We start from the raw sequence: 21508 nt of genomic DNA on the forward strand, positions 1-21508 counted from the left end.
CATGACGCAGCCCACGACCAGACTCCACCTCCCGCTCAAGTTCCTCGAACGCCCGGCCCGAGACGACGTTCGCGAACCCTGGCTGCTGGTGCTGCTGCACGGCGTCGGCAGCAACGAGGGCGATCTGTTCGGACTGGCGCCGATGATGCCGACGCGCTTCCATGTGCTCAGCCTGCGCGCACCCAATGTGCTGGCGCCGGATGCCTATGCCTGGTTCCAGTTCCATGTCGCAGCCGATGGGCGCCGCACCACCGACAAGGTGCAGGAGCGCGAAAGCCGCTTCCTCGTCGGCGAGCTGGCCGCGACAGCGTGCGAGCAGCTTGGCATCCCGCCCGGGCGCACGGTGGTGGGCGGTTTCAGCCAGGGCGGGATCATGTCGCTGTCCTTGCTGCTGACCCAGCCAGCCAGACTGCGTGCCGCGATGGTGTGGCACAGCCGCCTGCTGCCCGAGGTGCAGCCCGACCTGGCGCCCGCCGAGGCGCTTGCCGGCAAGGCGCTGTGGATCAGCCACGGCGCCGCCGACAATGTGATTCCGCCGGCGGCAGCGCAGCATGCTCGCGAGTTTGTTGCGTCTTTGCCGGTCGCACTGTCCGGCGCCGACTTCCCAGGTGGCCACGAGATCCGGCCGGCGGAACTGGAACAGTCCGTGGCCTGGCTGGCAGGCCTCGCCGCGCAGGAAGGTCCGCCGGCCTAGATCTCGTCGATCGACGTGCTGCGCGTCGCCCCCTGCGCGGCGAGCGAATAACGCTCGCGCGTCTTCACGTAGAAGCTCGCGCCGAAGCGGCCGATGGGGTAGTAGTTCTGCAACCGCACTCGCCAGGTCTCGGTGTCGATCAGCTCGTCGCGCGCATGCATCCAGCGCACCTGGCCGATGAAGATCTGGCGGCTGGTGGTTTCCAGTTTCTCCCACAGCGTGCATTCGAAGGCGACGGGGGCTTCCGCGATGCGCGGCGGCTTGACGGCATTGCTGGGCAGGGCGGTGAAGCCGACCACGTCGAGTTCGCTCACATGCGGCGGATGGCGGTCGCCGCAGCGGTGCATCTGCTCGGCGGTGTCTTCGTCGGGCAGGTGCACCACGAACTCGCCGGTGCGAACGATGTTGGCGGCCGTGTCCTTCAGCACGCCGTCCTGCAGTCGGTTGACGCTGATCATGACGATGGGAGGCTCTTCGCCGAGCATGTTGAACATGCTGAAGGGCGCGGCGTTGACCACGCCATCGGGTCCGAGCGTAGTGACCAGCGCGATCGGGCGTGGCACGATCAGGCTTGCCATCAGTTTGTAGCGTTGGTGCTCGGTAAGTGCGGCGAAATCGATGTCCATGGGGGATGAAAGTGCGGGGTTGGCTCACAGTACGTTACCCCGAAAGCTGTATCACGGGTTTCCAATGAGCGATGTATTCAAGGTGCAACAAGGAGAGAAGTCGATGCCCGAATGGGACACAGCAGATTTCAGGCCAGTCCAGCGTGAATCGCCGGCCTCTCGCATCATCGTGGGGGTGCTGATCGCGGCGGCGATCGGAGCCGGTGGCTGGTGGTGGTACAGCACGCAGCGGCAGCAGCAGCCCGCCCCGGTGGCCGCGACGCCGGCCGTCACCGCGGCGCCGGTGGAGGATGAGCCCGCGCAGCCTCCCGCGCAGGTGGCGACGGGCCCCCTGTTCCCGATCGAGCCGCAGCCCGCCGAGGCGGCGCCGCCGGCCGACCCCGACGCGCAGATGACCCAGTTGCTGAACGCGTTGCTCGGCCAGCAGGCGGTGTCGTCGTTCCTGCAGGTCGACGGTTTCACGCGGCGGGTGGTCGCCACGGTCGACAACCTGACGCGCGAGCAGGCCACCACGCGCATGTGGCCGGTGCAACCGACGCCGCAGCGCTTCTCGGTCGCGGGTGAGGGCGGATCGCAGCACATCGCGGCGGACAATGCGAAGCGCTATGCCCCCTTCGTGGCATTTGCCGAGACGCTCGATACTCGCAAGGCCGTGGCGCTGTACGTCAAGCTCTACCCGCGCTTCCAGCAGGCCTATGAGGAACTGGGCTATCCGAAGGGCTATTTCAACGACCGGCTGGTCGCGGTGCTCGACCATCTGCTGCAGGCGCCGGAACCCGCTGCGCCGCCGCAGGTGAAGCTCACGGAAGTGAAGGGCGAGTACCCGTCCGCACAGCCCTGGACGCGCTACGAGTTCGCGGATCCGCAGCTCGAATCGCTGTCGGCGGGGCAGAAGATGATGGTCCGCATGGGGGCTGCCAACGAGAAGCGGCTGAAGGCGAAGCTGGCGGAGTTCCGCAAGCGCGTGGCGGCGGGCGTCGTGCCGAAGGGTTGAAGGGTTGAAGGGTTGAGGGGGCCGTGGGCATGGCCGCGGGCATCCAGACCCGTCGCAAGTCACTTTCGGGGCGACTTGGCCCTTGACGGCTTCTTCTCCTCTGGCGTGACGAAGCCGATGGGCCGCTTGGGTGGGTCGGGCGGCATCGTGAGTTCGCGCAGCACGTCGAAAATCTGCCGAAGTTGAGTGCGGGTGTTCTCGGCGAAGTTGTCGTGGCGCATTTCGAGCCGCTCCGCTTTCTCTTCAAGATCGGTCAGGCGCTTGGCCAGGTCCGAATGCAGCGCGTTGGCTTGGCGCAATTGGACGAAGACGCGCACGACGTAGATGCCCATTTCCACGGCCTGCGGCGAAGCCAGCACATTGGCGGCCTGGATGGCCCCGTGCTCGGTGAAGGCGTAGGGCAGTGTTCTGGAGAATTTGAGCTTGGCGAGGTGGTCACAGTTTGAGACCACCTCGGCTTTCTCGGCCGCCGTGAGCTGGAACATGAAGTCGGATGGAAAGCGCGTGGGGTTCCGCTTCACTGCCTGGTTCAGCGCCTTTGTCGGCACCCCGTAAAGCTCCGCCAGATCCGCATCGATCATGACCTTGATGCCGCGAAGGATCTGGATGCGCCCCTCGATGCGTGGCAGTAGCGCGTTGCTGGTTGTTGTCGTCATATCTCTCCCTCCCCTTCCTCAAGAGTCGCCTGCCGGCTCCAGCTCCGAGATTCTTCCGATAGACCGTGATCCCCGGCTTGTCCGCGAGCCTTCCGCGTGCGACCCCGGCGAGGCTCCTACGCTTCCTCGTACTCGCCCACCGGCACGCAGCTGCAGAACAGGTTGCGGTCGCCGTACACGTTGTCGACGCGGCCGACCGGCGACCAATACTTGTTCTGCTTGAGCGCCGCCAGCGGGAAGGCACCGAGTTCGCGCGAATAGGGGTGGGCCCATTCAGCCGACATCAGGCTCGCGGCCGTGTGCGGCGCGTGCTTGAGCGGGTTGTCGTCCTTCGGCCAGACGCCTTCCTCGATGCGGCGGATCTCGCCTCGGATCGCGATCATCGCGTCGACGAAGCGGTCCAGCTCGGCCAGCGGCTCGCTCTCGGTCGGCTCGACCATCAGCGTGCCCGGCACCGGGAAACTCAGCGTCGGCGCGTGGAAGCCGTAGTCGATCAGGCGCTTGGCAACGTCTTCGGCGGTGACGCCGCTGGTGTCCTTGAGCGGTCGCAGGTCCAGGATGCATTCGTGCGCGACATGGCCGTTGGGGCTGGCGTAGAGCGTGGGGTAGTGGTCCTTCAAGCGGGAGCTGATGTAGTTGGCGCTGAGGATCGCGACCTCCGTCGCGGCCTTCAGGCCTTCGGCGCCCATCATGCGGCAGTACATCCAGCTGATCGGCAACACGGCCGCGTTGCCCAGTGGCGCGGCGGATACCGCGCCGGGGCCTTGCGATGCGATGCCTGCGGTCGCATGGCCCGGTAGGAAGGGCACCAGATCCTCCACCACGCACACCGGGCCCACGCCCGGTCCGCCGCCGCCGTGCGGAATGCAGAAGGTCTTGTGCAGGTTCAGGTGGCTCACGTCGCCGCCGAATTCGCCCGGCGCAGCCACGCCGACCAGCGCGTTCATGTTGGCGCCATCGACATACACGCGCCCGCCGTGCGAATGCACGAGTTCGCACAGCGCCTTCACGCCGGTTTCGAACACGCCGTGCGTGCTGGGGTAGGTGATCATCACGGCGGCCAGGTTGGCGCTGTGCTTCTCGCACGCGCGCTTGAGGTCGTCGAGGTCGACGTTGCCCTGGGCGTCGCAGGCCGTCACGACGACCTGCATGCCGACCATCTGTGCGCTGGCCGGATTGGTGCCATGGGCCGATGACGGAATCAGGCAGATGTTGCGATGCGCTTCGCCGCGCGATGCATGGAAGGCCTTGATGGCCAGCAGGCCGGCATATTCGCCCTGCGAGCCGGCATTGGGTTGCAGGCTGATGCCGGCATAGCCGGTGGCTTCGCAGAGCCAGTCGCGCAGTTGCTGGTCCAGCTCGGCATAGCCTTGGCGCTGCTCAGCCGGCGCGAACGGGTGGATGTTCGCGAACTCTGGCCAGGTGATCGGGATCATCTCGCTCGTGGCATTGAGCTTCATCGTGCAGCTGCCCAGCGGGATCATGCTGCGGTCGAGCGCGAGGTCCTTGTCGCTCAGGCTGCGGATGTAGCGCAGCATGCCGGTCTCGCTCTTGTGCGTGTTGAACACCGGGTGCGTGAGGAAGTCGCTGGTGCGGCGCAGCTCCTCGGGGATGCGCGGCGCGACGCCTTCGGCCAGCAATTCGAAATGCGGCAGGTGCGCGTCCTTCGGCGCGAAGAGCGCCCACAGGTCTTCGACGTCGGCATAGGTGCTGGTCTCGTCGAGGGACAGGCCGACGTGGCCCTGCAGCCGGCAGCGCAGGTTGATGTTGGCGGCAGTGGCGCGGTCGAGGATGGCCTGGGTGTCGTCGCCGGTCTGGATGGTCAGCGAATCGAAGGCGGTGGCGTTGGCCACGACGCGGCCCATCTCCTCGAGGCCCTCGGCGAGCACCGCGGTCAACGCAGCCACGCGCTGCGCGATGCGGATGAGGCCCTGGGGACCGTGGTAGACCGCGTACATGCTCGCGATCACGGCCGGCAACACCTGCGCGGTGCAGATGTTCGACGTGGCCTTCTCACGGCGGATGTGTTGTTCGCGCGTCTGCAGCGCGAGGCGGTAGGCGGGCGCGCCATGCACATCGACGCTGACGCCGACCAGCCGGCCCGGCAGCGAGCGCTTGAATTCGTCGCGGCAGGCCAGGTAGGCCGCGTGTGGGCCGCCGTTGCACATCGGCATGCCGAAGCGCTGCGTGGTGCCGCAGACGATGTCCGCGTCCCATTCGCCGGGGGGCGCGAGCAGCGTCAGCGCGAGCAGGTCGGCCGCGACGCACAGCGCGGCATTGTTGGCATGCGCGTGGCCGGCCAGCGGGCGCAGGTCATGCACCTGGCCGGTGGTGCCGGGATATTGCGCCAGCACACCGAAGAAGTCGCCGCTCGCCATCAGGTGCGGCAGGGTTTCGGTCGCGGTGCTGATCTTGATCTCGATGCCCAGCGGCGCGGCGCGCGTCCTGATGACCTCGATGGTCTGCGGATGGCAGTCACCCGCCACCAGGAACACGTTGCTCTTGCTCCTGACGCTGCGCTTGGCCAGCGTCATGGCCTCGGCCGCGGCGGTGGCTTCGTCGAGCATCGACGCATTGGCGATGGCCATGCCGGTGAGGTCGCAGACCATGGTCTGGAAGTTCAGCAGCGCTTCCATGCGACCCTGCGAGATTTCGGCCTGGTAGGGCGTATAGGCGGTGTACCAGGCCGGGTTCTCGAGGATGTTGCGCAGGATCACGCCCGGCGTGTGCGTGCCGTAGTAGCCCTGCCCGATGAAGTTGCGTGCGACCTTGTTCTTCGACGCCATGGCCTTGAGTTCGGCCAGCGCGGCGGCCTCGGTGATGGCGGGCGGCAGGTCCATCGGCGCCGAGCGGCGGATGGCCGGCGGCACGATGCCGTCGATCAATTCCTCGCGCGTGGCATGGCCGATGACGGGCAGCATGCGCGCCTCGTCGGCGGCTTCGATGCCGATGTGGCGCGCGACGAACTCTTCGGCGTTCTCGAGTTGGCGCAGGGAGGGCAGGGCGTTGGGCATTGGCGTGTTCTTGTCAGAGGGCGGGGGAATGCGGGAACGGGAACCGAACGCAGAGGTCGCGAAGGTTTCGCAGAAGTCGCAAAAGGACTTCCAGGAAAATCTCTGTCTTCTTTTGCGACCTTTGCGAAACCTTTGCGACTTCTGCGTTCGGCTGTCCGCGTTGGGTCTTTCGCGTCCGGCCGTCCGCATTCAGCCGCGGTAGATCAAGCCTCCGCCGCAAACTTGTCGTAGGCGGTCGAATCCATAAGCGCATCCAGCTGCAAGGGATCGCTCAGCTTGACCTTGAAGAACCAGCCGGCCGCGAGCGGATCGGTGTTGGCGAGCGACGGGTCGGCGCGCAGGGCTTCGTTGACTTCGGTGATCTCGCCCGACACGGGCATGAACACGTCGGCCGCGGCCTTGACCGACTCGACCACGCCGGCCACTTCGCCTTGCGCAAAGGTCTTGCCAACTTCGGGCAGGTCGACGAACACCACGTCGCCGAGCGCGTCCTGCGCGTGCACGGTGATGCCGACGGTGACGGCATCGCCGCCGGTGGATTGGACCCACTCATGGTCCTGGGTGTACTTGACGGTCATGAAGAAAGCTCCTGGAAAAAAATCTGGCGAACCTTGGGGAAATCAGCCGCGGAAATAGCGCGTCGGCACGAAGGGCATGGTGGTCACTTCCATCGGCACGGGCTTGCCGCGCACGATGGCCTGGATGCGGGTGCCGGGCTCGGAAAAGGCCGTGGCCACGTAGGCCATGGCGATCGGACGGTCGGCCGTCGGGCCGAGCAGGCCGCTGGTCACCTTGCCGATGAGATGGCCTTCGAAGGATTGCAGCTCGGTGCCGTCGCGCACCGGTACGCGCTCCAGCGCCACCAGGCCGACGCGCTTGCGCGTGAGCGTCTTCTGGTCGACGTGGCCGGCCAGGTCGCTGGCCACGGCCAACTGCGCGAGGATCTTCTCTGCTCCCGGAAAGCCGCCTTCGCGCGTGCCCCCGGCGCGGCGCACCTTCTGCATCGCCCAGTTGAGCGAGGCCTCGACCGGCGTGGTGGTGGTGTCGATGTCATTCCCGTAGAGGCACAGGCCGGCTTCGAGGCGCAGCGAATTGCGGGCGCCGAGGCCGATGGGCTTGACCTCGGGTTGCGCCAGCAACAGGCGGGCGAGTGCGTCGGCGTCGCTTGCGGCCACCGAGATCTCGAAGCCGTCTTCCCCGGTGTAGCCGCTGCGCGTCACGAAAGCCGGGATCGAGCCGATCTGCACGGCGCCGCCGGTCATGAAGACGTAGCGCTCGACACCCGGCGACAGCCGCGCCAGCGTGGCGGCGGCCTGCGGGCCTTGCAGCGCGAGCAGCGCGTGGTCGGGCAGCGGCTGCACCGAGCAGCGCCCGCCGATCCTTGCCGTGATGTGCGCGATGTCGGCTGCCTTGCAGGCCCCGTTCACGATCACGAAGAGCGAGTCCTTGCCCTCGTTGAAGAACATCAGGTCGTCGAGGATCCCGCCGTTGTCGTCCAGCAGCAGGCCGTAGCGCTGCTTTCCCGGCGCGAGACCGATCACGTCGACCGGCATCAGCGTCTCGAAGGCTGCCGCCGCATCCGGGCCGACGAGGCGCAACTGCCCCATGTGCGAGATGTCGAAGAGGCCGGCGGCTTCGCGCGTGTGCTTGTGCTCGGCCATCAGGCCGGCCGGGTATTGCACCGGCATCGAGTAGCCCGCGAAGGGCACCATGCGCCCGCCAAGTTCGACGTGGAGGTCGTTCAGGGGGGTCTTGAGGAGTTCAGCGGCGGTGTCGGATGGAGTGGCCATGAGGCTTGGTTCCGGTGGGGCAGTCGAGTTCCATGGCAAATGCCACGGGCCACTCCTGCTGTCCGCTTTACCTGAGAGATTCGCCCCACGATCGGGGTTTGCTCCTTCGGTGGACCGCCTGGTTGCGCGGCCTCTCTCCAGCAAGAAAACGCCCGTTGGAGCGGGCGCCTTGTCAGTCCTTTTGCCTGAGCGTTCGGACCCTTGCTTTCGGGGGGCCTGCGCCTTCGGCGGCCCCGCTTCCGGGGCGCTCTCCTGACCGGCGGAATTCTACTGTCAGGCCGCCACGGGCAGGATCACCGCGTCGGGATTTTCACGAACGTAGTCGCGCAGGATGGCGTCGATGCTCTCGTCGGCGTACAGGCCCAGGTCGCGTGCACGCACCCATTCGAAGCGGCCCGGCCAGCCGCTGATGATCTCGGTGATGGTGCGGTCTGGCCGCATGTCCAGCAGGTCGGTGGCGGTGGCGCCGCCGATGCGGTACAGCGCCTGGACCATCTCGTCGATGCTGACGCACAAGGATGGGAGGTTGACGGCGGTGCGCTGCCCCCATTTGGCGTGTGGCGCGGTCGCGGCGCAGATCAGCCCCTCGATGGTGCGTGCGGGCGACGAGAGCGCAACCATCGTTTCCGGCGGCACGGGGCAGCGCGAGGGCAGCCCGGCCAGCGGCTCGCGGAACATGCCGCTGAGAAAGCCGGACGCGGCGCCGTTGGGTTCGCCCGGCCGCACCGCCACGGTCATGAGGCGCACGCTGCGCGCGTGGATGTAGCCCTTGCGCCCGTAGTCGGCCACGAGCTGCTCGCCAATGAACTTCTGCGTGCCGTAGCTGGTCTGCGGCGTGGGCAGCGTGTCGTCCTCGATCACATGGGGCAGGGGCGCGCCGTACACGGCCAGGGAACTCGCGTACACGAGCAGCGGCCGCGTGTGCTGGGCCCGGCAGGCCTCCAGCAGGGCATAGGTCGCCAGGAAATTGCTGCGCATGCCGAGTTCGAAGTCGGCCTCGGACTCGCCGCTCACGGCGGCGGCCAGGTGGAACACCACCGCCGTCTCCGGCGGAAGGGCGCGCTGCGGACTGTCCGGGGCCAGCAGCTCGCACAGGTCGCCGACGATCACGTTCACCCGGGGATGGCTCGCCAGGTCGTCCGGTGGCTGCACCCGGTCGACCAGCGTGAGCGTGCCGAGGCGATGCTCCTTGCCGCCGCCGACGCCAAGGGAGCCCCTGGCCAGCAGCTTGCGCGCCAGTCGCGCCCCGAGGAAGCCCGCGCCGCCGGTGATCACGATTTGCATCGGTAGTTCTCCTGTCCTGCCAGCTTAAAACGATGTCATAGCGCATCGCCTCCCTTCTGTGAAGCAGGAAACACGCCGATACAAAATGTAAACAAAAAACGCGCCGTGCGGGCGCGTTCTGGCGGGAGAGCGAGGGGTAGCTACTACATGCCGACGTAGTTGGGTCCGCCGCCGCCTTCCGGCGTGACCCAGACGATGTTCTGGGTCGGATCCTTGATGTCGCAGGTCTTGCAGTGCACGCAGTTCTGCGCATTGATCTGCAGGCGCTGCTTGCCGGCGTCACCGTCGGGCACGAACTCGTAGACGCCGGCGGGGCAGTAGCGCGACTCGGGGCCGGCGAACTTGGCCAGATTGACGTTGACCGGCACTGACGCGTCCTTCAGCGTCAGGTGGGCCGGCTGGTGCTCCTCGTGGTTGGTGTTGCTGATGAACACGCTGGAGAGGCGGTCGAAGGTGAGCTTGCCGTCGGGCTTCGGGTAGACGATGGGCTCGCACTCGGCAGCCGGCTTGAGCGCGAGGTGATCGGGCTTGTCGCGGTGCAGGGTCCATGGCACGTGGCCCTTCAGGAGGAACTGCTCGACGCCGTTCATCAGCGTTGCGACACCCAGGCCCTTCTTGAACCAGCTCTTGAAGTTGCGCGCCTTGTACAGCTCCTTGTAGAGCCAACTCTTCTCGAACGCGGCAGGGTAGGCCGTGAGTTCGTCGTGCTGGCGGCCCGCTTGCAGCGCGGCGTAGGCGGCTTCGGCGGCCAGCATGCCGGTCTTGATGGCGGCATGGCTGCCCTTGATGCGGCTCACATTGAGGTAGCCAGCCTCGCAGCCGACCAGCGCGCCGCCCGGGAACACCGTCTTCGGCAGCGACATCAGGCCGCCGGCCGTGATGGCGCGTGCGCCGTAGCCGATGCGCTTGGCCGGCTTGATGCCGTGGGCCTCGTCGCCTTCGAGGTACCAGCGGATGTTCGGGTGCGTCTTCCAGCGCTGCATCTCCTCGAAGGGGCTGAGGTAGGGGTTGCTGTAGTCGAGCCCGGTGATGAAGCCCAGCGTGACCTTGTTGTCCTCCATGTGATAGAGGAAGGCGCCGCCGTAGGTGTCGCTCTTCATCGGCCAGCCGGCCGTGTGCAGCACGAAGCCGGGCTGGTGCCGCTTGGGGTCGATCTCCCAGACTTCCTTCACGCCGAGGCCATAGGCCTGCGGGTCCTTGCCGGCGTCGAGCTTGAACTTGCTGATGAGCTGGCGGCCGAGGTGGCCACGTGCACCTTCCGCGAAGATCGTGTACTTGCCGTGCAGTTCCATGCCGAGCTGGAAGTTGTCGGTGGGTTCGCCGTCCTTGCCGACGCCCATGTTGCCGGTAGCGACGCCGCGCACCGAGCCGTCGTCGTTGTAGAGCACTTCCGCCGCGGGGAAGCCGGGGAAGATCTCGACGCCGAGGTTCTCGGCCTGCTGGGCCAGCCACTTGGTGAAGTTGCCCAGGCTGATGATGTAGTTGCCGTGGTTCTGGAAGCAGTCCGGCAGGAAGAAGTTGGGCGTGCGGTAGCCGGTCTTCTCGCTGAGGAACACCATGGCGTCGTCGGTGACGGGCTGGTTCAACGGGGCGCCAAGTTCGGCCCAGTCGGGCAGCAGCTCGTTGAGCGCGCGCGGGTCCATGATGGCGCCGGAGAGGATATGCGCGCCGGGCTCGGAGCCCTTTTCCAGCACGACGACGGAGACTTCGGTGTTGTTCTTGGCCGCCAGCTGCTTCAGGCGGATCGCGGTGGACAGGCCCGCGGGGCCGCCACCGACTACGACGACGTCGTACTCCATGGCTTCGCGGGGGCCGAACTGGGCGAGGATTTCGTCGTGGGTCATGGGGTCTGGCCGATAATGTTTTTTGGTTGCAGGGGAGCGGGGATGCACGGCATTTTATGCGGCGCGTGGTCTCATCCCCTGTCATTCGGCGATGCCGCCTGTGGCGTCGCCCCGCGCAACGCACGAGGGACTCCCGCCATGACATACAGCATCGATCTCGCGGGCCGGGTGGCCTTTGTCACGGGGGCGTCGAGCGGGCTCGGCGCGCAATTCGCCCGAACGCTCTCCCGCGCCGGCGCCGCCGTGGTGCTGGCCAGCCGCCGGATCGACAAGCTCAAGGAGCTGCGTGCCCGCATCGAAGGCGAGGGTGGCGATGCGCATGTGGTGGAGCTGGACGTGACCGATCGCCAGAGCATCAAGGCGGCCGTGGCGCGCGCCGAGACCGAGGTCGGTTCCATCGACATCCTCGTCAACAACTCGGGCGTCAGCACCACGCAGCGCCTGCTCGACGTGGACGAGGACGACTACGACTTCATCTTCGACACCAATGCCAAGGGCTCGTTCTTCGTGGCACAGGAGGTGGCGCGCCGCATGATCCAGCGCGCCCGCGGCGCCGCGCCGGGCACCTACACGGGTGGCCGCATCATCAACATCGCATCGATGGCGGGGCTGAAGGTGCTGCCGCAGATCGGCGTGTACTGCATGAGCAAGGCGGCGGTGGTCCAGATGACGAAGGCCATGGCGCTGGAGTGGGGCCGCTTCGGCATCAACGTGAACGCGCTATGCCCCGGCTACATCGAGACCGAGATCAACCAGCACCACTGGGACACCGACGGCGGCCAGAAGCTGGTCGGCATGCTGCCGCGCAAGCGCGTGGGCAAGCCCGAGGACCTGGATGGGCTGGTGGTGCTGCTGTCGAGCGCGCAGAGCCATTTCGTGAACGGCGCCGTCATCGCGGCCGACGACGGGTTCGCACTCTGAAATCGCCCGCGTTCCTCGGCATCGCCGCTGGCCTGGCGGCAGGTGCGCTGTGGGGCCTGGTGTTCGTGGCGCCGCGCATGGTCGGCAACTTCGGCACGGTCGACATCGCGGCGGCGCGCTTCGTGGTGTTTGGCGCGGCTTCGGTGCTGATGGTGTTCACACGACCGCCTGTGCAGCGCTGGCCCACGATGCGCCAGGGCTGGGCGGCGCTGGCCCTCAGCGTACTGGGCTTCACGGGCTACTACGTGTTGCTGGCCTTTGCCATCCAGCAGGCCAGCACGGCGGTGCCGAGCCTGGTCATCGGCACCATCCCGGTCTGGATGATGCTGCTCGGGCGCCCCCCTGGCCTGCGCCTGCGGACGTTGTTGCCCGGCCTGGCGCTGACCGCGGCCGGCATCGCGCTGATGGTGGCGACTGCCTGGCCGGAATCCGGCGCGGGTGCGCCGTCCTTCGGCGCGGGCCTGCTGCTTGCGGTGCTGGCCATGGCAAGCTGGACGGCCTTCGGCTTGCTCAATGCCGCATGGCTGGGGAGGCACTCCGATGTGGCGGCGGCCGACTGGGCCAACTGGCTCGGCATCGCCACGGGGCTCGGCTCGCTGCTGCTCTGGTGGGTGGCCGGTTCCGGCGTGGCGGCGTTCAGCGCGCAGCCCAACGTGCTGATGTTCTGGCTCATCGCGCTGGCCGGTGGCGTGGGCTCCTCGTGGCTGGCCACGGTGCTGTGGAACGTGGCCAGCCAGCGCCTGTCGGCCAGCCTCTGCGGCCAGCTGATCGTGAGCGAAACGCTGTTCGCGTTGCTCTACTCCTTTGCCTGGGAGGGCCGCTGGCCGCACGTGGCCGAATGGGCGGCGGCGGTATTGTTCGTCCTTGGCATCCTCGCGTCCATCAAGGCACACCGATGAAGATCGAAATTCCCGAGAAGAAAAAGCTCGTCTACGAAATGACCATCCCGATCCGCTGGGGCGACATGGACGCAATGCGCCATCTCAACAACGCCAGCTACTTCCGCTTCATGGAGACGGCGCGCATCGACTGGTATCACTCGCTCGGCGCGTCGAGCGATCCGAACGGCGAAGGCATGGTCATCGCCAATGCCTTCTGCAACTTCTATCGTCAGCTCGAATATCCGGGCACGGTGCTGACGCGCGTGCACGTCAGCGATCCGGGCCGCACCACCTTCGAGACCTGGACGACGATGGCGCGGACCGAGGCGCCAGATGTCATCTGCGCGGCAGGAGGCGCGACCGCGATCTGGGTCGACTATGCGAAGCAGAAGGCCATCGGGTTGCCGGATTGGGTGCGCAAGCTCGTCAGTGACGAGGGCTGACTGCGGCTGTCCTGACCTTGCTTTGTGGTGACCCCCGGCGCCGGGACCAGCCATTCACTGCGGGGCGGGTATGCACGTTGTTCGGCACGCGGCTCACGGGTGGTTGGTTCAGTCTTTGGCAAAGGCTCGCGCGGCGACCGCGGGGCAGCAGCCGCGGCCGGATCCCTGATCTGGTCCAGATAAGCCTGGAGTAGTTCAGTCGCTGTTTTCATGGGTCCTCGCTGTGGGTGCTGGGGGGCTTGGCTCAAACTTGCGCGATGCCGCCGTCAACGAAGAGTTCGACGCCCGTGACGAAGGAGGAATCCTCCGAAGCCAGGAACACGGCGGCCTTGGCAATGTCTGCGGGCTGTCCGATTCGACCGATGGGGACCTGCGAGGTCAGGTAGTCGAGCAGGCCTTGCTGGTTCACCGTGCCGGGCCTTGACGGCGTCGTAGAGGCGGTCGATGTCGGCGAGGCGAGTGGAGTCGGCCTGTACCCCGCTTGCATTCGGGCCGATGGCCGCCACGGCGGCATCCAGCTCGGCCTGTCGGCGGCCGGTGATGTAGACGAACGCGCCTTCCGACGCGAAGGCCTTCGCTGCTGCGAGGCCAATGCCCGTCGTGCCGCCAGTGATGACGGTGACCTTGCCGGTGAGTTTGTTGGCCATGTTTCGCTCCGTTGAATGAAAGGGTGAGCGAAGCTTAGATAATTCGTGCCAATGAATAAATTGGCAGATTCGTATTTCTTATTTCATGGTTGTGAATAATGGAGGCCAGCCAAACCACGAACCCTCCCGCCATGGACCAACTGCTTGCCCTGCGCGTGTTCGCGCGAATCGCCGAGACCGGTGCGTTTTCCAAGGCCGCCGATTCGATGAACATCCCGCGCCCGACGGTGACCAAGCTCGTCCAGGATCTCGAACGCCACCTGGGCGCGAAGCTGCTGCAGCGCACGACACGGCAAGTCAGCGTGACGCCCGAGGGCGCGGCCTACTACGAGCGCGCCACGCGTCTCATCGCCGAGCTCGACGACATGGACGAAAGTGCCACGCGAGCGCGCGCCCAGCCCCGTGGCCGCATTCGTGTCGATGTCGGCTCCGTGCTGGCAAACATGATCCTGATTCCGGCCCTGCCAGGCTTTCGGGCGCGCCACCCCGAGCTGCATGTCGATCTCGGCGTCAGCGACCGCCCGCTGGATCTCATCGGCGAGGGCGTCGATTGCGTCATACGCGGCGGCGAGCTGGCCGACACGTCGATGGTGGCCCGGCGCATTGCGGATCTCGATTGGGTCACCTGCGCCAGCCCCGTCTACCTGGGCGCGCGCGGCACTCCCAGGCATCCGTTGGAGCTGGCAGCCAGCGAGCCCGGGTCGGAGGACAGGACCCGTGTACCAGGCCATGCCATCGCGGGCTATTTCTCTTCGCTTACCGGCAGGGCCTTTCCTCTCGAGTTCCGCAAGGGAGAGGAGCACCTGCTGGTGCAAGGGCAGCCAGTCGTGGCCGTCAACGAGAGCACGGCGCATCTGAGCGCGTTGCTCGCGGGTGCCGGCATCGGACAGACATTCAAGTTCGCGGTCGCGCCTCATCTTGCCGCAGGGCATCTGCGCACGGTGCTGGACGAATGGACGCGGCCTCGGCACCCGCTGCATCTGGTCTATCCCAGCAGCCGGCATCTGAGCGCGAAGACCCGGGTCTTCGCGGACTGGGTGGCCGAGGTGTTTGCGCCGTTCGATGATCGTTGAAGAGATGCGAAGGCCGGAGTGGACTGGCGTATGCGTCGGATATCACCGATCCCAATACGGCGGATCCCCAAACGCATCCCTGAGGCGCTGCACAAAGGCCCGGAGCTTGGCTGACACGCGCCGCCCGTCGGCATGCGCCACATAGATGGACTCCGGCGCCGCCTGCAAGCCAAGGTCGAGCACCTGCAAGGCACCCGTCTGGATCGACGGGCCGGCGATGAAGGTCGGCAACAGGGCGATGCCCAATCCGGCGGCAACCGCATCCCGCATCAGGTCGCCGTTGTTGACGCGCAAACCCACGGTGGCGCGGATCGCGACGGCGCCGTCCGGCCCCTGAAAACGCCAGTCGGCCACGCCGCGGTTGGTATAGAAGATCCCACGATGCCGTTGCAACGCCTCCAATGAATCGGGCCTGCCATGACGCTCCAGGTAGGCGGGTGAGGCCACCAGCAGGCGGCGGCTCGGGGCCAACTGCCAGGCCACCAGCCGGGAGTCTTCCAGCGGTCCGTGGCGGACCACGGCGTCAAAGCCATCTGCAGCGGCATCGACACGCCGGTCATCGAGATCCAGCGTCAGCGCCAGCCTTGGGTGCTGCGCCAGGAAGGGGTAGAGCGCCGGGCCCAGATGCATGCGGCCGAAGGTCACCGGCGCCGCGATGCGCAGCGGGCCGGCCAGGCTGCCGCGGCGCTCGGCCATGTCCGAGGCTGCGTCCTCGACCTCGCGCAGGATGCGCGTCGCGCGCTCCAGAAAGGCGTTGCCGTCCTCGGTCAGGCTCAGCTTGCGCGTCGTGCGGTGCAGCAGCGCGGCGCCGAGGCTGCGCTCCAGGTCGGCGAGGCGCTCGCTGACGATCGATTTGGACAGGCGCAGGCGCCGTGCTGCCTCGCTGATCGAGCCCGATTCCGCGATGGCCGCAAAGCTGGCGATGCCGTCTAGCTTGAGCATTGTTCGACTTTCCCGGAAGGTAGATCAGATGTTTGCAATCTACTGCGAACAGTCCCCCGTCTCCACACTGAGTCATGTCTGAAGGCGGACACCGTTCGCCGGACCATCCAATCGGAGTCAATCATGGGACGTTTATCTGGAAAAGTTGCTGTCGTCACCGGCGCGAGCTCGGGCATCGGCCATGCCACCGCCAAGCTCTTCGCGGCCGAAGGCGCCAAGGTGGTCGTCGGCGCGCGGCGTCAGGGCGAGCTGAACGATCTGGTCGACGAGATCCAGCGCGCCGGCGGCGAAGCCACTGCGCTGGCTGGCGACGTGCGCTCGGAGGACTATGCCAAGGCCCTGGTCGAACTGGCTGTGCAGCGCTTCGGGCGGCTCGATATCGCCTTCAACAATGCTGGCACCCTGGGTGAGGGCGGGGCGAGCACCGAGGTCTCCGAGGCCGGCTGGAACGATGCCATCGCCATCAACCTGACGGGCTCCTTCCTGGGCGCCAAGCACCAGATCGCGCAGATGCTGAAGAACGGCGGCGGCTCGGTGATCTTCACGTCCACCTTCGTCGGCCACACCTTTGCCTTCCCCGGCGTGGCGGCGTATGCAGCCAGCAAGTCAGGCCTGATCGGGCTGACACAGGCGTTGGCGGCAGAGTTCGGGCCGAAGGGCGTGCGGGTCAACGCGATCCTGCCCGGCGCGGTGGACACGGCCATGTATCGCAGCATGAACAACACGCCCGAGTCGCAAGCCTTCGTGACGAACCTGCATGCGCTCAAGCGCGTCGCAAAGCCCGAGGAACTGGCCCGCTCGGTGCTGTACCTGGCCTCGGACGATGCCGCTTTCGTGACCGGCACCGCTTCGCTCGTGGATGGCGGCGCGTCGATCACCCGCACCTGAGCGCGTCGATTCACGAACGTTCACGCCGGTTTGCTCGCATATTTGCCCGGCACAGCTTTCGGAAAAAGCCGGAGTGCGGCACACCTTCTGAGGGCCCCAGGGCCGGGCCGCAGCCGGCCGGCCCCCCGCGGGGGATCAAGTCGAGATGGCAAAGCCACATCGACTTGAGAGGCTACGCAGGCGGCAGCACGATGCGCGCCTCGAAACCGGTGGCTGCGCCTGTGGGCGGCGAGCGCAACTCGAGCCGGGCGCCGTGCTTCGCCACGATGGTGGCGACGATCGACATGCCGAGGCCATAGCCGGTGTGCTCGGCGGTGTAGCGCTGGTGACGCTGCTTGAGGTTGCCCAGTTCGGCTTCGCTCACGCCAGGGCCGGCGTCGCGCACGACGAGGTTGCAATCGGCGGTCACTTCGACCAGTACGCGGCTGTCTCCCGCGTAGTTCAGGCTGTTCTCGATGAGATTGCGCAAGGCGATCGCGAGCGCGTCGAAGTCGCCCATGACGATGGGCGCGGGCTCCGTCTCGGGCACCTCGAGGTCGATCCGGTCGCGTGCATGCAGGTCCTGCCAGAACTCCTGTGCCACGGTGGCGCCGAGCCGCACCAGGTCGACCCTGCCGCGCGCGAGCGAAGCGCCGGACTCTGCGCGCGAAAGCTGCAGCAGCTTCTCGGCCCGATGGGCCAGCGTGTGCAGCGCATTCAGCGCGGCCTGCACGTCGCTGCGGCGCAGGTCGTGGTCCAGCGCGGTCTGCAGTCGCAGGCGGGCGGCCGCCAGCGGCGTGCGCAGTTCATGCGCCGCATTGGCCGCCAGTGCGCGCTCCACGTCGAGCGCTTGCGAGAGCCGCTCCAGCAGGCGGTTGACGTCGTCGCCCACCACTTTCAGTTCGCGCGGGAGGCCGGGCAGGGCGATCGGGCGGAGGTCGGCGCCACTGCGCCGCGCGATCTCGCCGGCCAGGGCGCGCAGCACCTTCAGCTCGCCCCGCGCGATGTGGCGCAGCAAGAGGGCGAGCAGCGGTATCACCGCGATCAGCGGCACCAGCAGCCCGAACAGCGTGTGGTTCAAGGCCTTGCGCCGGTCGCGCAGCGGGTCGGCCACCTGCAGGAACAACTCGCGCGTCGGATGCCGCACGGTGTAGATGCGCCAGGCCTCGAGGTTGGCGAAGCCGGGTGCGTTGGATACGTCGAAGGTATTGGGCGGCGTCTCGGCCGAGCGCAACAGTGCGCGGTCGTCGCGGTCGACCAGTTGGTAGACCACGGCGGCATCGGGGAACAGCGGTGTGGGCGCGATCAGGGGCGCACCGGGCTGCAAGTCGGGCTGGCGCCGGTCGAGTTCCTCCACGGCGATATCGAACATGCGGTGGGACACCTCGACCAGTTCATTGTCGAAGTTGTAGTTGATCTCGCGGTCCACATACCAGACCACCGCCAGCACGCACAGGATCCACACGCTGCCCACCCACAGCGTGAGTGCCCGGGTGAGCCGGCCGGCCAGCGTGTCCGGGGCTTTGATCATTCCTCGGCGTTGGAGAAGGCGAGCCGGTAGCCGAGGCCGCGCAGCGTCTGGATATGCGCGCGGCCCAGCTTGCGGCGCAGGCGGCTGATGAAGACTTCGAGCGTGTTGCTGTCGGTGCCGTCGTCGTAGCCGTAGAGCGCGTCCTGCAGCACTTCGCGCGTATGAATGCGATCCGGGCGGGTCGCCATCACGCGCAGGAGGGCCCACTCCTTCTGGGTCAGTGTCACCGGCACGCCTTTCTTGCGGACCAGGTCGCGCGCCAGGTCGATCTCGATGGCCCCAAGCTGCAAGACGGGCGCATTGCCGACGCTCCGGCGACGCTCCGCGGCGCGCAGCCTCGCAAGCAGTTCGCCCGGGTCGTAGGGCTTGATGAGGTAGTCGTCGGCGCCGGCGTCCAGGCCGCGGATGCGGTCGGTGACCTGGTCTCGCGCGGTGAGCACGATCACGATGGGGCGATCCTTCAGGACGCGAATCGCGGGGAGCAGCGAAAGGCCGTCGCCGTCGCCAAGGTGGAGGTCGAGCAGCACGGCGGCGTATTGCGCGGAGACCAATGCCACGCGCGCCTCGGCCAGGCTCTGCACCGCATCGACCACGAAGGCCTTGGCGTGGAGATAGCCGCACACTGCATCGGACAGCGCCACGTCGTCTTCGACCAACAGTACGCGCACACGAGGCTCCTGGATAAGTGAAATGCGGGAGTCTAAAGGGCCGGTCGACGTCGTGGCCGGCGCTGCGGAGTGGGGCGGGGGTCCTTCAGAATGCGTTCAGGTGGGCAACCTATGCTGGAAGGTTAGCCCATGAATCGCGTATCGCTCCGCGGCCCTCTCGCCGCCACCCTCCTTTCGCTTGTCCTCATCCTCCTCTGGGACGCCTCCGGCCTGGACATGGCCGCCGCACGCCTGTTCGGCACGCCCACCGGCTTTCCATGGCGCGACAACCATCGGCTGATCCTCTGGCTGCACGAGGTGCCTCGCTTTGCAAGCTGGGCGATGGTCCTGGGGCTGTTCCTCGCGATTCGCCGGCCGTTCTGGGTGCTGCGCCGGCTCGATCCGCGCGATCGGGTCCAACTCGCGATCTCGGTGCTGGCCGGGGTGCTGGCGGTGTCGCTGATCAAGACCGGCAGCCGCACCAGTTGCCCGTGGGACATGCAGGTCTTCGGCGGTGTCGCGACCCACGTGTCGCACTGGGCCTGGGGCGTGCGCGACGGCGGGCCGGGCAAGTGCTTTCCCGCGGGCCACGCGTCGGCCGCATTTGCCTACCTTGGCGGCTGGTTCGTTTTCCGCCGTCGGGACCCGGCCATTGCATGGCGCTGGCTGGCGGCCGTGGTGGTGATTGGCCTGGTGCTCGGCATCGCGCAGCAGATGCGCGGCGCCCACTACATGAGCCACACGATGTGGACCGCCTGGATCTGCTGGAGCATTGCCTTCGCGATCGACTTCCTCGTAACGCGCGGGCGCGGCACGGCGCCGGTGTCAGGCGGCACGGGGCGTGACGCCGCATCGGCCGGATGGCCTTCTTCCTCCGGGCGATCGGGCAACTCCGACGGGCCGTTCGCGCGCATCGGCGCCTGGCTGGCGCGCCCGCGCTCGCCGCGCAGCATCATCCTCTGGCTCAGCTTGTACCTGGCGCTGGCGGCCAACTGGGCGCTGTGGCGGGAGCTGGTTCACCTGGGCCAGACGCCGGGCGTGTACCTGCGCACCATCGCCGTGATGGTGCTGTTGTTGATGACGGGCACCGTCGCGCTGCTGTCGTTGACGGCCTGGTCGCGCTGGTTCAAGCCGGTGTGGATCGTGCTGGTGCTGCTGGCGGCGGCGGTGCAGCACTACATGCTGGCCTACGGCATGGTCATGGACCCGTCGATGGCGGCCAATGTCCTGCAGACCGACGTGCACGAAGCACGTGACCTGCTGGGTTGGCGCATGCTGGCGAACGTGCTGCTGGTTTCGGTGCTGCCGGTGTGGTGGCTCTGGCGCGTGCCTGTCGTGCGCATGGGCTTGTGGGCCAACGCCTGGCGCAACGGGGCGCTGCTGTTGGGCTGTGCCGCCGTCGCGGCTGGCGGCATCATGGCCATGAACCAGCAACTGGCGCCGTTGATGCGCAACAACGTCCACTTGCGCTACATGCTCAACCCGCTGGCCGCGGTCTACTCGGCCGCCACCGTTGTCGCACGGCCGCTGTTCGTCTACACGCGCAAGCTGGTGCCGATGACCGCCGGCGCGGCGCTGGGGCCCAGCTATGCGAACCAGGGCAAGCCGCCGCTCTACGTGATCGTCGTGGGCGAGACGGCACGGTCCGACCATTTCTCGTTGAACGGCTACGCGCGCGACACCAACCCCGAACTGGCCCGGCGCGATGTGCTGAGCTATCGCAATGTTCACTCCTGCGGCACCAACACACTGGCCTCGGTGCCCTGCATGTTCTCGCCGCTCGGCAAGGAGGCCTTTGAAAGCAGCAAGGACGACCACGAGAACCTGCTCGACGTGCTGCAAGCGGCCGGGCTCGCGGTGCTGTGGGTCGACAACCAGGCCGGCTGCAAGGATGTCTGCGTGCGCGTGCCGAATGCGTCAGCGATCGACGGCCTGCAGCCCGCGGCGAAGGCCGCCCTGTGCGAAGCCGGCGAGTGCCTGGACGACGCGCTGCTGCTCGACCTGGACGCGCGCCTGGCCGGCCTGCCGAAGGAGCGGCGGGCCAAGGGCGTGGTGCTGGTGATGCACATGATGGGCAGCCACGGACCGGCCTACTACAAGCGCTCGCCGCCCGATGCGAAGGCGTTCGTGCCCGAGTGCAGGACCAACGCGCTGGCCGAGTGCGGCCATGAGCAGTTGATCAACGGCTACGACAACTCGATCCGCTACACCGACCGCGTGCTCGGCCGCACCATCGACTGGCTCAAGGCCCAGTCGAAGAACTACGACGCAGGCATGTTCTACGTCAGCGACCATGGCGAATCGCTGGGCGAGTATGGCCTGTTCCTGCACGGCCTGCCCTACAGCATTGCGCCGGAGGAGCAGAAGCACGTGCCGCTGGTGGCCTGGTTCAGTGAAGGCTTGCGCCAGCGTGCGCGGCTGTCGGCGAGCTGCCTGAAGGGCGACCTCGATTCGCCGTACACGCATGACAACCTGTACCACACCACGCTGGCAATGATGGATGTGCAGACGCCGACCTTCAAGCCGGCGCTGGATATGTTCGGCAAGTGCCGGGGGGACTAGGCTCGCCCCCAGGTCGCCGCGTTGCGGCTCTCCCCCCCGACCGGGGGCAACACCAGCGGCCCGGCGAAGCCGGTTTCGCGGTGTTCCTGGAA

At 67.1% G+C, this 21508-nt stretch carries 18 protein-coding genes, 2 pseudogenes and 2 riboswitches; of the genes and pseudogenes, 9 read left to right on the top strand and 11 right to left on the bottom strand.

The genetic code is table 11. The features are described from left to right. Position 1: 1 nt before the first annotated feature. Positions 2–694, top strand: coding sequence for an alpha/beta hydrolase (locus HCU76_RS10830; protein ID WP_218509230.1), 693 nt, complete (start codon positions 2–4; stop codon positions 692–694). On the opposite strand, the gene HCU76_RS10835 is transcribed toward HCU76_RS10830, so the two are convergent. Further along, positions 691–1320, bottom strand: coding sequence for a flavin reductase family protein (locus HCU76_RS10835; RefSeq protein WP_213953595.1), 630 nt, complete (start codon positions 1318–1320; stop codon positions 691–693). The two genes, HCU76_RS10830 and HCU76_RS10835, sit on opposite strands and share 4 nt — an antisense overlap. Positions 1321–1423: 103 nt before the next feature. On the opposite strand from HCU76_RS10835, the gene HCU76_RS10840 reads away from it, so the two are divergent. Further along, positions 1424–2314 (top strand): DUF3014 domain-containing protein, encoded by an 891-nt coding sequence (locus tag HCU76_RS10840; protein WP_218509231.1) that lies wholly within the window; start codon positions 1424–1426, stop codon positions 2312–2314. A gap of 59 nt (positions 2315–2373) precedes the next feature. Here the strand turns inward: HCU76_RS10840 and HCU76_RS10845 are convergent, their stop codons facing one another. From HCU76_RS10845 to HCU76_RS10870, 6 genes are all read right to left on the bottom strand, one after another. Next, the gene (locus tag HCU76_RS10845) at positions 2374–2970 is read right to left on the bottom strand and encodes an ORF6N domain-containing protein (RefSeq protein ID WP_218509232.1); all 597 of its coding nucleotides are present in this window, start codon (positions 2968–2970) and stop codon (positions 2374–2376) included. Between the two features lie 116 nt (positions 2971–3086). After that, positions 3087–5984, bottom strand: a complete 2898-nt coding sequence (gcvP, locus tag HCU76_RS10850; protein ID WP_218509233.1) for an aminomethyl-transferring glycine dehydrogenase — start codon at positions 5982–5984, stop codon at positions 3087–3089. A gap of 203 nt (positions 5985–6187) precedes the next feature. After that, positions 6188–6562 (bottom strand): glycine cleavage system protein GcvH, encoded by a 375-nt coding sequence (gene gcvH, locus HCU76_RS10855; protein ID WP_218509234.1) that lies wholly within the window; start codon positions 6560–6562, stop codon positions 6188–6190. A gap of 42 nt (positions 6563–6604) precedes the next feature. Next, positions 6605–7774: a glycine cleavage system aminomethyltransferase GcvT gene (gene gcvT, locus HCU76_RS10860; RefSeq protein WP_218509235.1), complete on the bottom strand. Its 1170-nt coding sequence runs from the start codon at positions 7772–7774 to the stop codon at positions 6605–6607. A 48-nt stretch (positions 7775–7822) separates the two neighbouring features. Next, positions 7823–7925: riboswitch (glycine riboswitch) on the bottom strand. A 16-nt stretch (positions 7926–7941) separates the two neighbouring features. Next, positions 7942–8039, bottom strand: a riboswitch (glycine riboswitch). An 8-nt stretch (positions 8040–8047) separates the two neighbouring features. Further along, positions 8048–9058 (bottom strand): D-erythronate dehydrogenase, encoded by a 1011-nt coding sequence (gene denD / locus HCU76_RS10865; protein WP_218509236.1) that lies wholly within the window; start codon positions 9056–9058, stop codon positions 8048–8050. Positions 9059–9201: 143 nt separating this feature from the next. Then, positions 9202–10902 carry an electron transfer flavoprotein-ubiquinone oxidoreductase gene (locus tag HCU76_RS10870; protein WP_218509237.1) on the bottom strand — a complete coding sequence of 567 codons (1701 nt, stop codon included), beginning with the start codon at positions 10900–10902 and terminating at the stop codon, positions 9202–9204. Positions 10903–11040: 138 nt separating this feature from the next. On the opposite strand from HCU76_RS10870, the gene HCU76_RS10875 reads away from it, so the two are divergent. Genes HCU76_RS10875 through HCU76_RS10885 form a run of 3 tightly spaced genes read left to right on the top strand, consistent with a single transcriptional unit; the run spans position 11041 to position 13147 of the window. Further along, on the top strand, positions 11041–11823 hold the full coding sequence (locus HCU76_RS10875; RefSeq protein WP_213953603.1) for an SDR family oxidoreductase: 783 nt from the start codon (positions 11041–11043) through the stop codon (positions 11821–11823). A 20-nt stretch (positions 11824–11843) separates the two neighbouring features. Then, positions 11844–12722, top strand: a complete 879-nt coding sequence (locus tag HCU76_RS10880) for a DMT family transporter (protein WP_371319798.1) — start codon at positions 11844–11846, stop codon at positions 12720–12722. After that, a complete protein-coding gene (locus tag HCU76_RS10885; protein WP_213953604.1) occupies positions 12719–13147 on the top strand; it encodes a thioesterase family protein in 429 nt (142 codons plus the stop codon). The genes HCU76_RS10880 and HCU76_RS10885 overlap by 4 nt, the downstream gene beginning before the upstream one ends. A 244-nt stretch (positions 13148–13391) precedes the next feature. On the opposite strand, the pseudogene HCU76_RS10890 reads toward HCU76_RS10885, so the two are convergent. Further along, positions 13392–13794: pseudogene (locus HCU76_RS10890) on the bottom strand (SDR family NAD(P)-dependent oxidoreductase). A 131-nt stretch (positions 13795–13925) separates the two neighbouring features. Between HCU76_RS10890 and HCU76_RS10895 the strand changes: the two are divergent. Further along, positions 13926–14867: a LysR substrate-binding domain-containing protein gene (locus HCU76_RS10895; RefSeq protein WP_218509238.1), complete on the top strand. Its 942-nt coding sequence runs from the start codon at positions 13926–13928 to the stop codon at positions 14865–14867. Between the two features lie 42 nt (positions 14868–14909). Here HCU76_RS10895 and HCU76_RS10900 read toward each other — a convergent pair whose 3' ends face one another. Then, positions 14910–15809, bottom strand: a complete 900-nt coding sequence (locus tag HCU76_RS10900; protein ID WP_218509239.1) for a LysR family transcriptional regulator — start codon at positions 15807–15809, stop codon at positions 14910–14912. A 123-nt stretch (positions 15810–15932) separates the two neighbouring features. On the opposite strand from HCU76_RS10900, the gene HCU76_RS10905 reads away from it, so the two are divergent. Continuing rightward, positions 15933–16697 (top strand): SDR family oxidoreductase, encoded by a 765-nt coding sequence (locus HCU76_RS10905; RefSeq protein ID WP_218509240.1) that lies wholly within the window; start codon positions 15933–15935, stop codon positions 16695–16697. A 172-nt stretch (positions 16698–16869) separates the two neighbouring features. Here HCU76_RS10905 and HCU76_RS10910 read toward each other — a convergent pair whose 3' ends face one another. Together HCU76_RS10910 and HCU76_RS10915 are read right to left on the bottom strand one after the other, a co-directional pair. Next, positions 16870–18207 carry an ATP-binding protein gene (locus tag HCU76_RS10910; RefSeq protein WP_218509241.1) on the bottom strand — a complete coding sequence of 446 codons (1338 nt, stop codon included), beginning with the start codon at positions 18205–18207 and terminating at the stop codon, positions 16870–16872. Further along, positions 18204–18875, bottom strand: coding sequence for a response regulator transcription factor (locus HCU76_RS10915; RefSeq protein WP_213953611.1), 672 nt, complete (start codon positions 18873–18875; stop codon positions 18204–18206). Before HCU76_RS10915 ends, HCU76_RS10910 begins: the two co-directional genes overlap by 4 nt. A gap of 321 nt (positions 18876–19196) precedes the next feature. Here HCU76_RS10915 and HCU76_RS36575 point away from each other — a divergent pair. Together HCU76_RS36575 and HCU76_RS10920 are read left to right on the top strand one after the other, a co-directional pair. Next, positions 19197–19628: pseudogene (locus HCU76_RS36575) on the top strand (phosphatase PAP2 family protein); the annotation flags it as partial. A 138-nt stretch (positions 19629–19766) separates the two neighbouring features. Next, positions 19767–21416, top strand: coding sequence for a phosphoethanolamine transferase (locus tag HCU76_RS10920; RefSeq protein WP_371319799.1), 1650 nt, complete (start codon positions 19767–19769; stop codon positions 21414–21416). The last annotated feature ends 92 nt before the right edge of the window (positions 21417–21508 follow it).

This window comes from Variovorax sp. dw_308, from assembly GCF_019207085.1.
Lineage (GTDB): Bacteria > Pseudomonadota > Gammaproteobacteria > Burkholderiales > Burkholderiaceae_C > Variovorax.

Bases quoted from the DNA above. Each gene is read 5' to 3' on its own strand.
- HCU76_RS10870 (WP_218509237.1), bottom strand. From the start codon at position 10,902: ATGACCCACGACGAAATCCTCGCCCAGTTCGGCCCCCGCGAAGCCATG.
- denD (WP_218509236.1), bottom strand. From the start codon at position 9,058: ATGCAAATCGTGATCACCGGCGGCGCGGGCTTCCTCGGGGCGCGACTG.
- HCU76_RS10875 (WP_213953603.1), top strand. From the start codon at position 11,041: ATGACATACAGCATCGATCTCGCGGGCCGGGTGGCCTTTGTCACGGGG.
- HCU76_RS10900 (WP_218509239.1), bottom strand. From the start codon at position 15,809: ATGCTCAAGCTAGACGGCATCGCCAGCTTTGCGGCCATCGCGGAATCG.
- gcvH (WP_218509234.1), bottom strand. From the start codon at position 6,562: ATGACCGTCAAGTACACCCAGGACCATGAGTGGGTCCAATCCACCGGC.
- gcvT (WP_218509235.1), bottom strand. From the start codon at position 7,774: ATGGCCACTCCATCCGACACCGCCGCTGAACTCCTCAAGACCCCCCTG.
- gcvP (WP_218509233.1), bottom strand. From the start codon at position 5,984: ATGCCCAACGCCCTGCCCTCCCTGCGCCAACTCGAGAACGCCGAAGAG.
- HCU76_RS10835 (WP_213953595.1), bottom strand. From the start codon at position 1,320: ATGGACATCGATTTCGCCGCACTTACCGAGCACCAACGCTACAAACTG.
- HCU76_RS10845 (WP_218509232.1), bottom strand. From the start codon at position 2,970: ATGACGACAACAACCAGCAACGCGCTACTGCCACGCATCGAGGGGCGC.
- HCU76_RS10910 (WP_218509241.1), bottom strand. From the start codon at position 18,207: ATGATCAAAGCCCCGGACACGCTGGCCGGCCGGCTCACCCGGGCACTC.
- HCU76_RS10895 (WP_218509238.1), top strand. From the start codon at position 13,926: ATGGACCAACTGCTTGCCCTGCGCGTGTTCGCGCGAATCGCCGAGACC.
- HCU76_RS10905 (WP_218509240.1), top strand. From the start codon at position 15,933: ATGGGACGTTTATCTGGAAAAGTTGCTGTCGTCACCGGCGCGAGCTCG.
- HCU76_RS10840 (WP_218509231.1), top strand. From the start codon at position 1,424: ATGCCCGAATGGGACACAGCAGATTTCAGGCCAGTCCAGCGTGAATCG.
- HCU76_RS10885 (WP_213953604.1), top strand. From the start codon at position 12,719: ATGAAGATCGAAATTCCCGAGAAGAAAAAGCTCGTCTACGAAATGACC.
- HCU76_RS10830 (WP_218509230.1), top strand. From the start codon at position 2: ATGACGCAGCCCACGACCAGACTCCACCTCCCGCTCAAGTTCCTCGAA.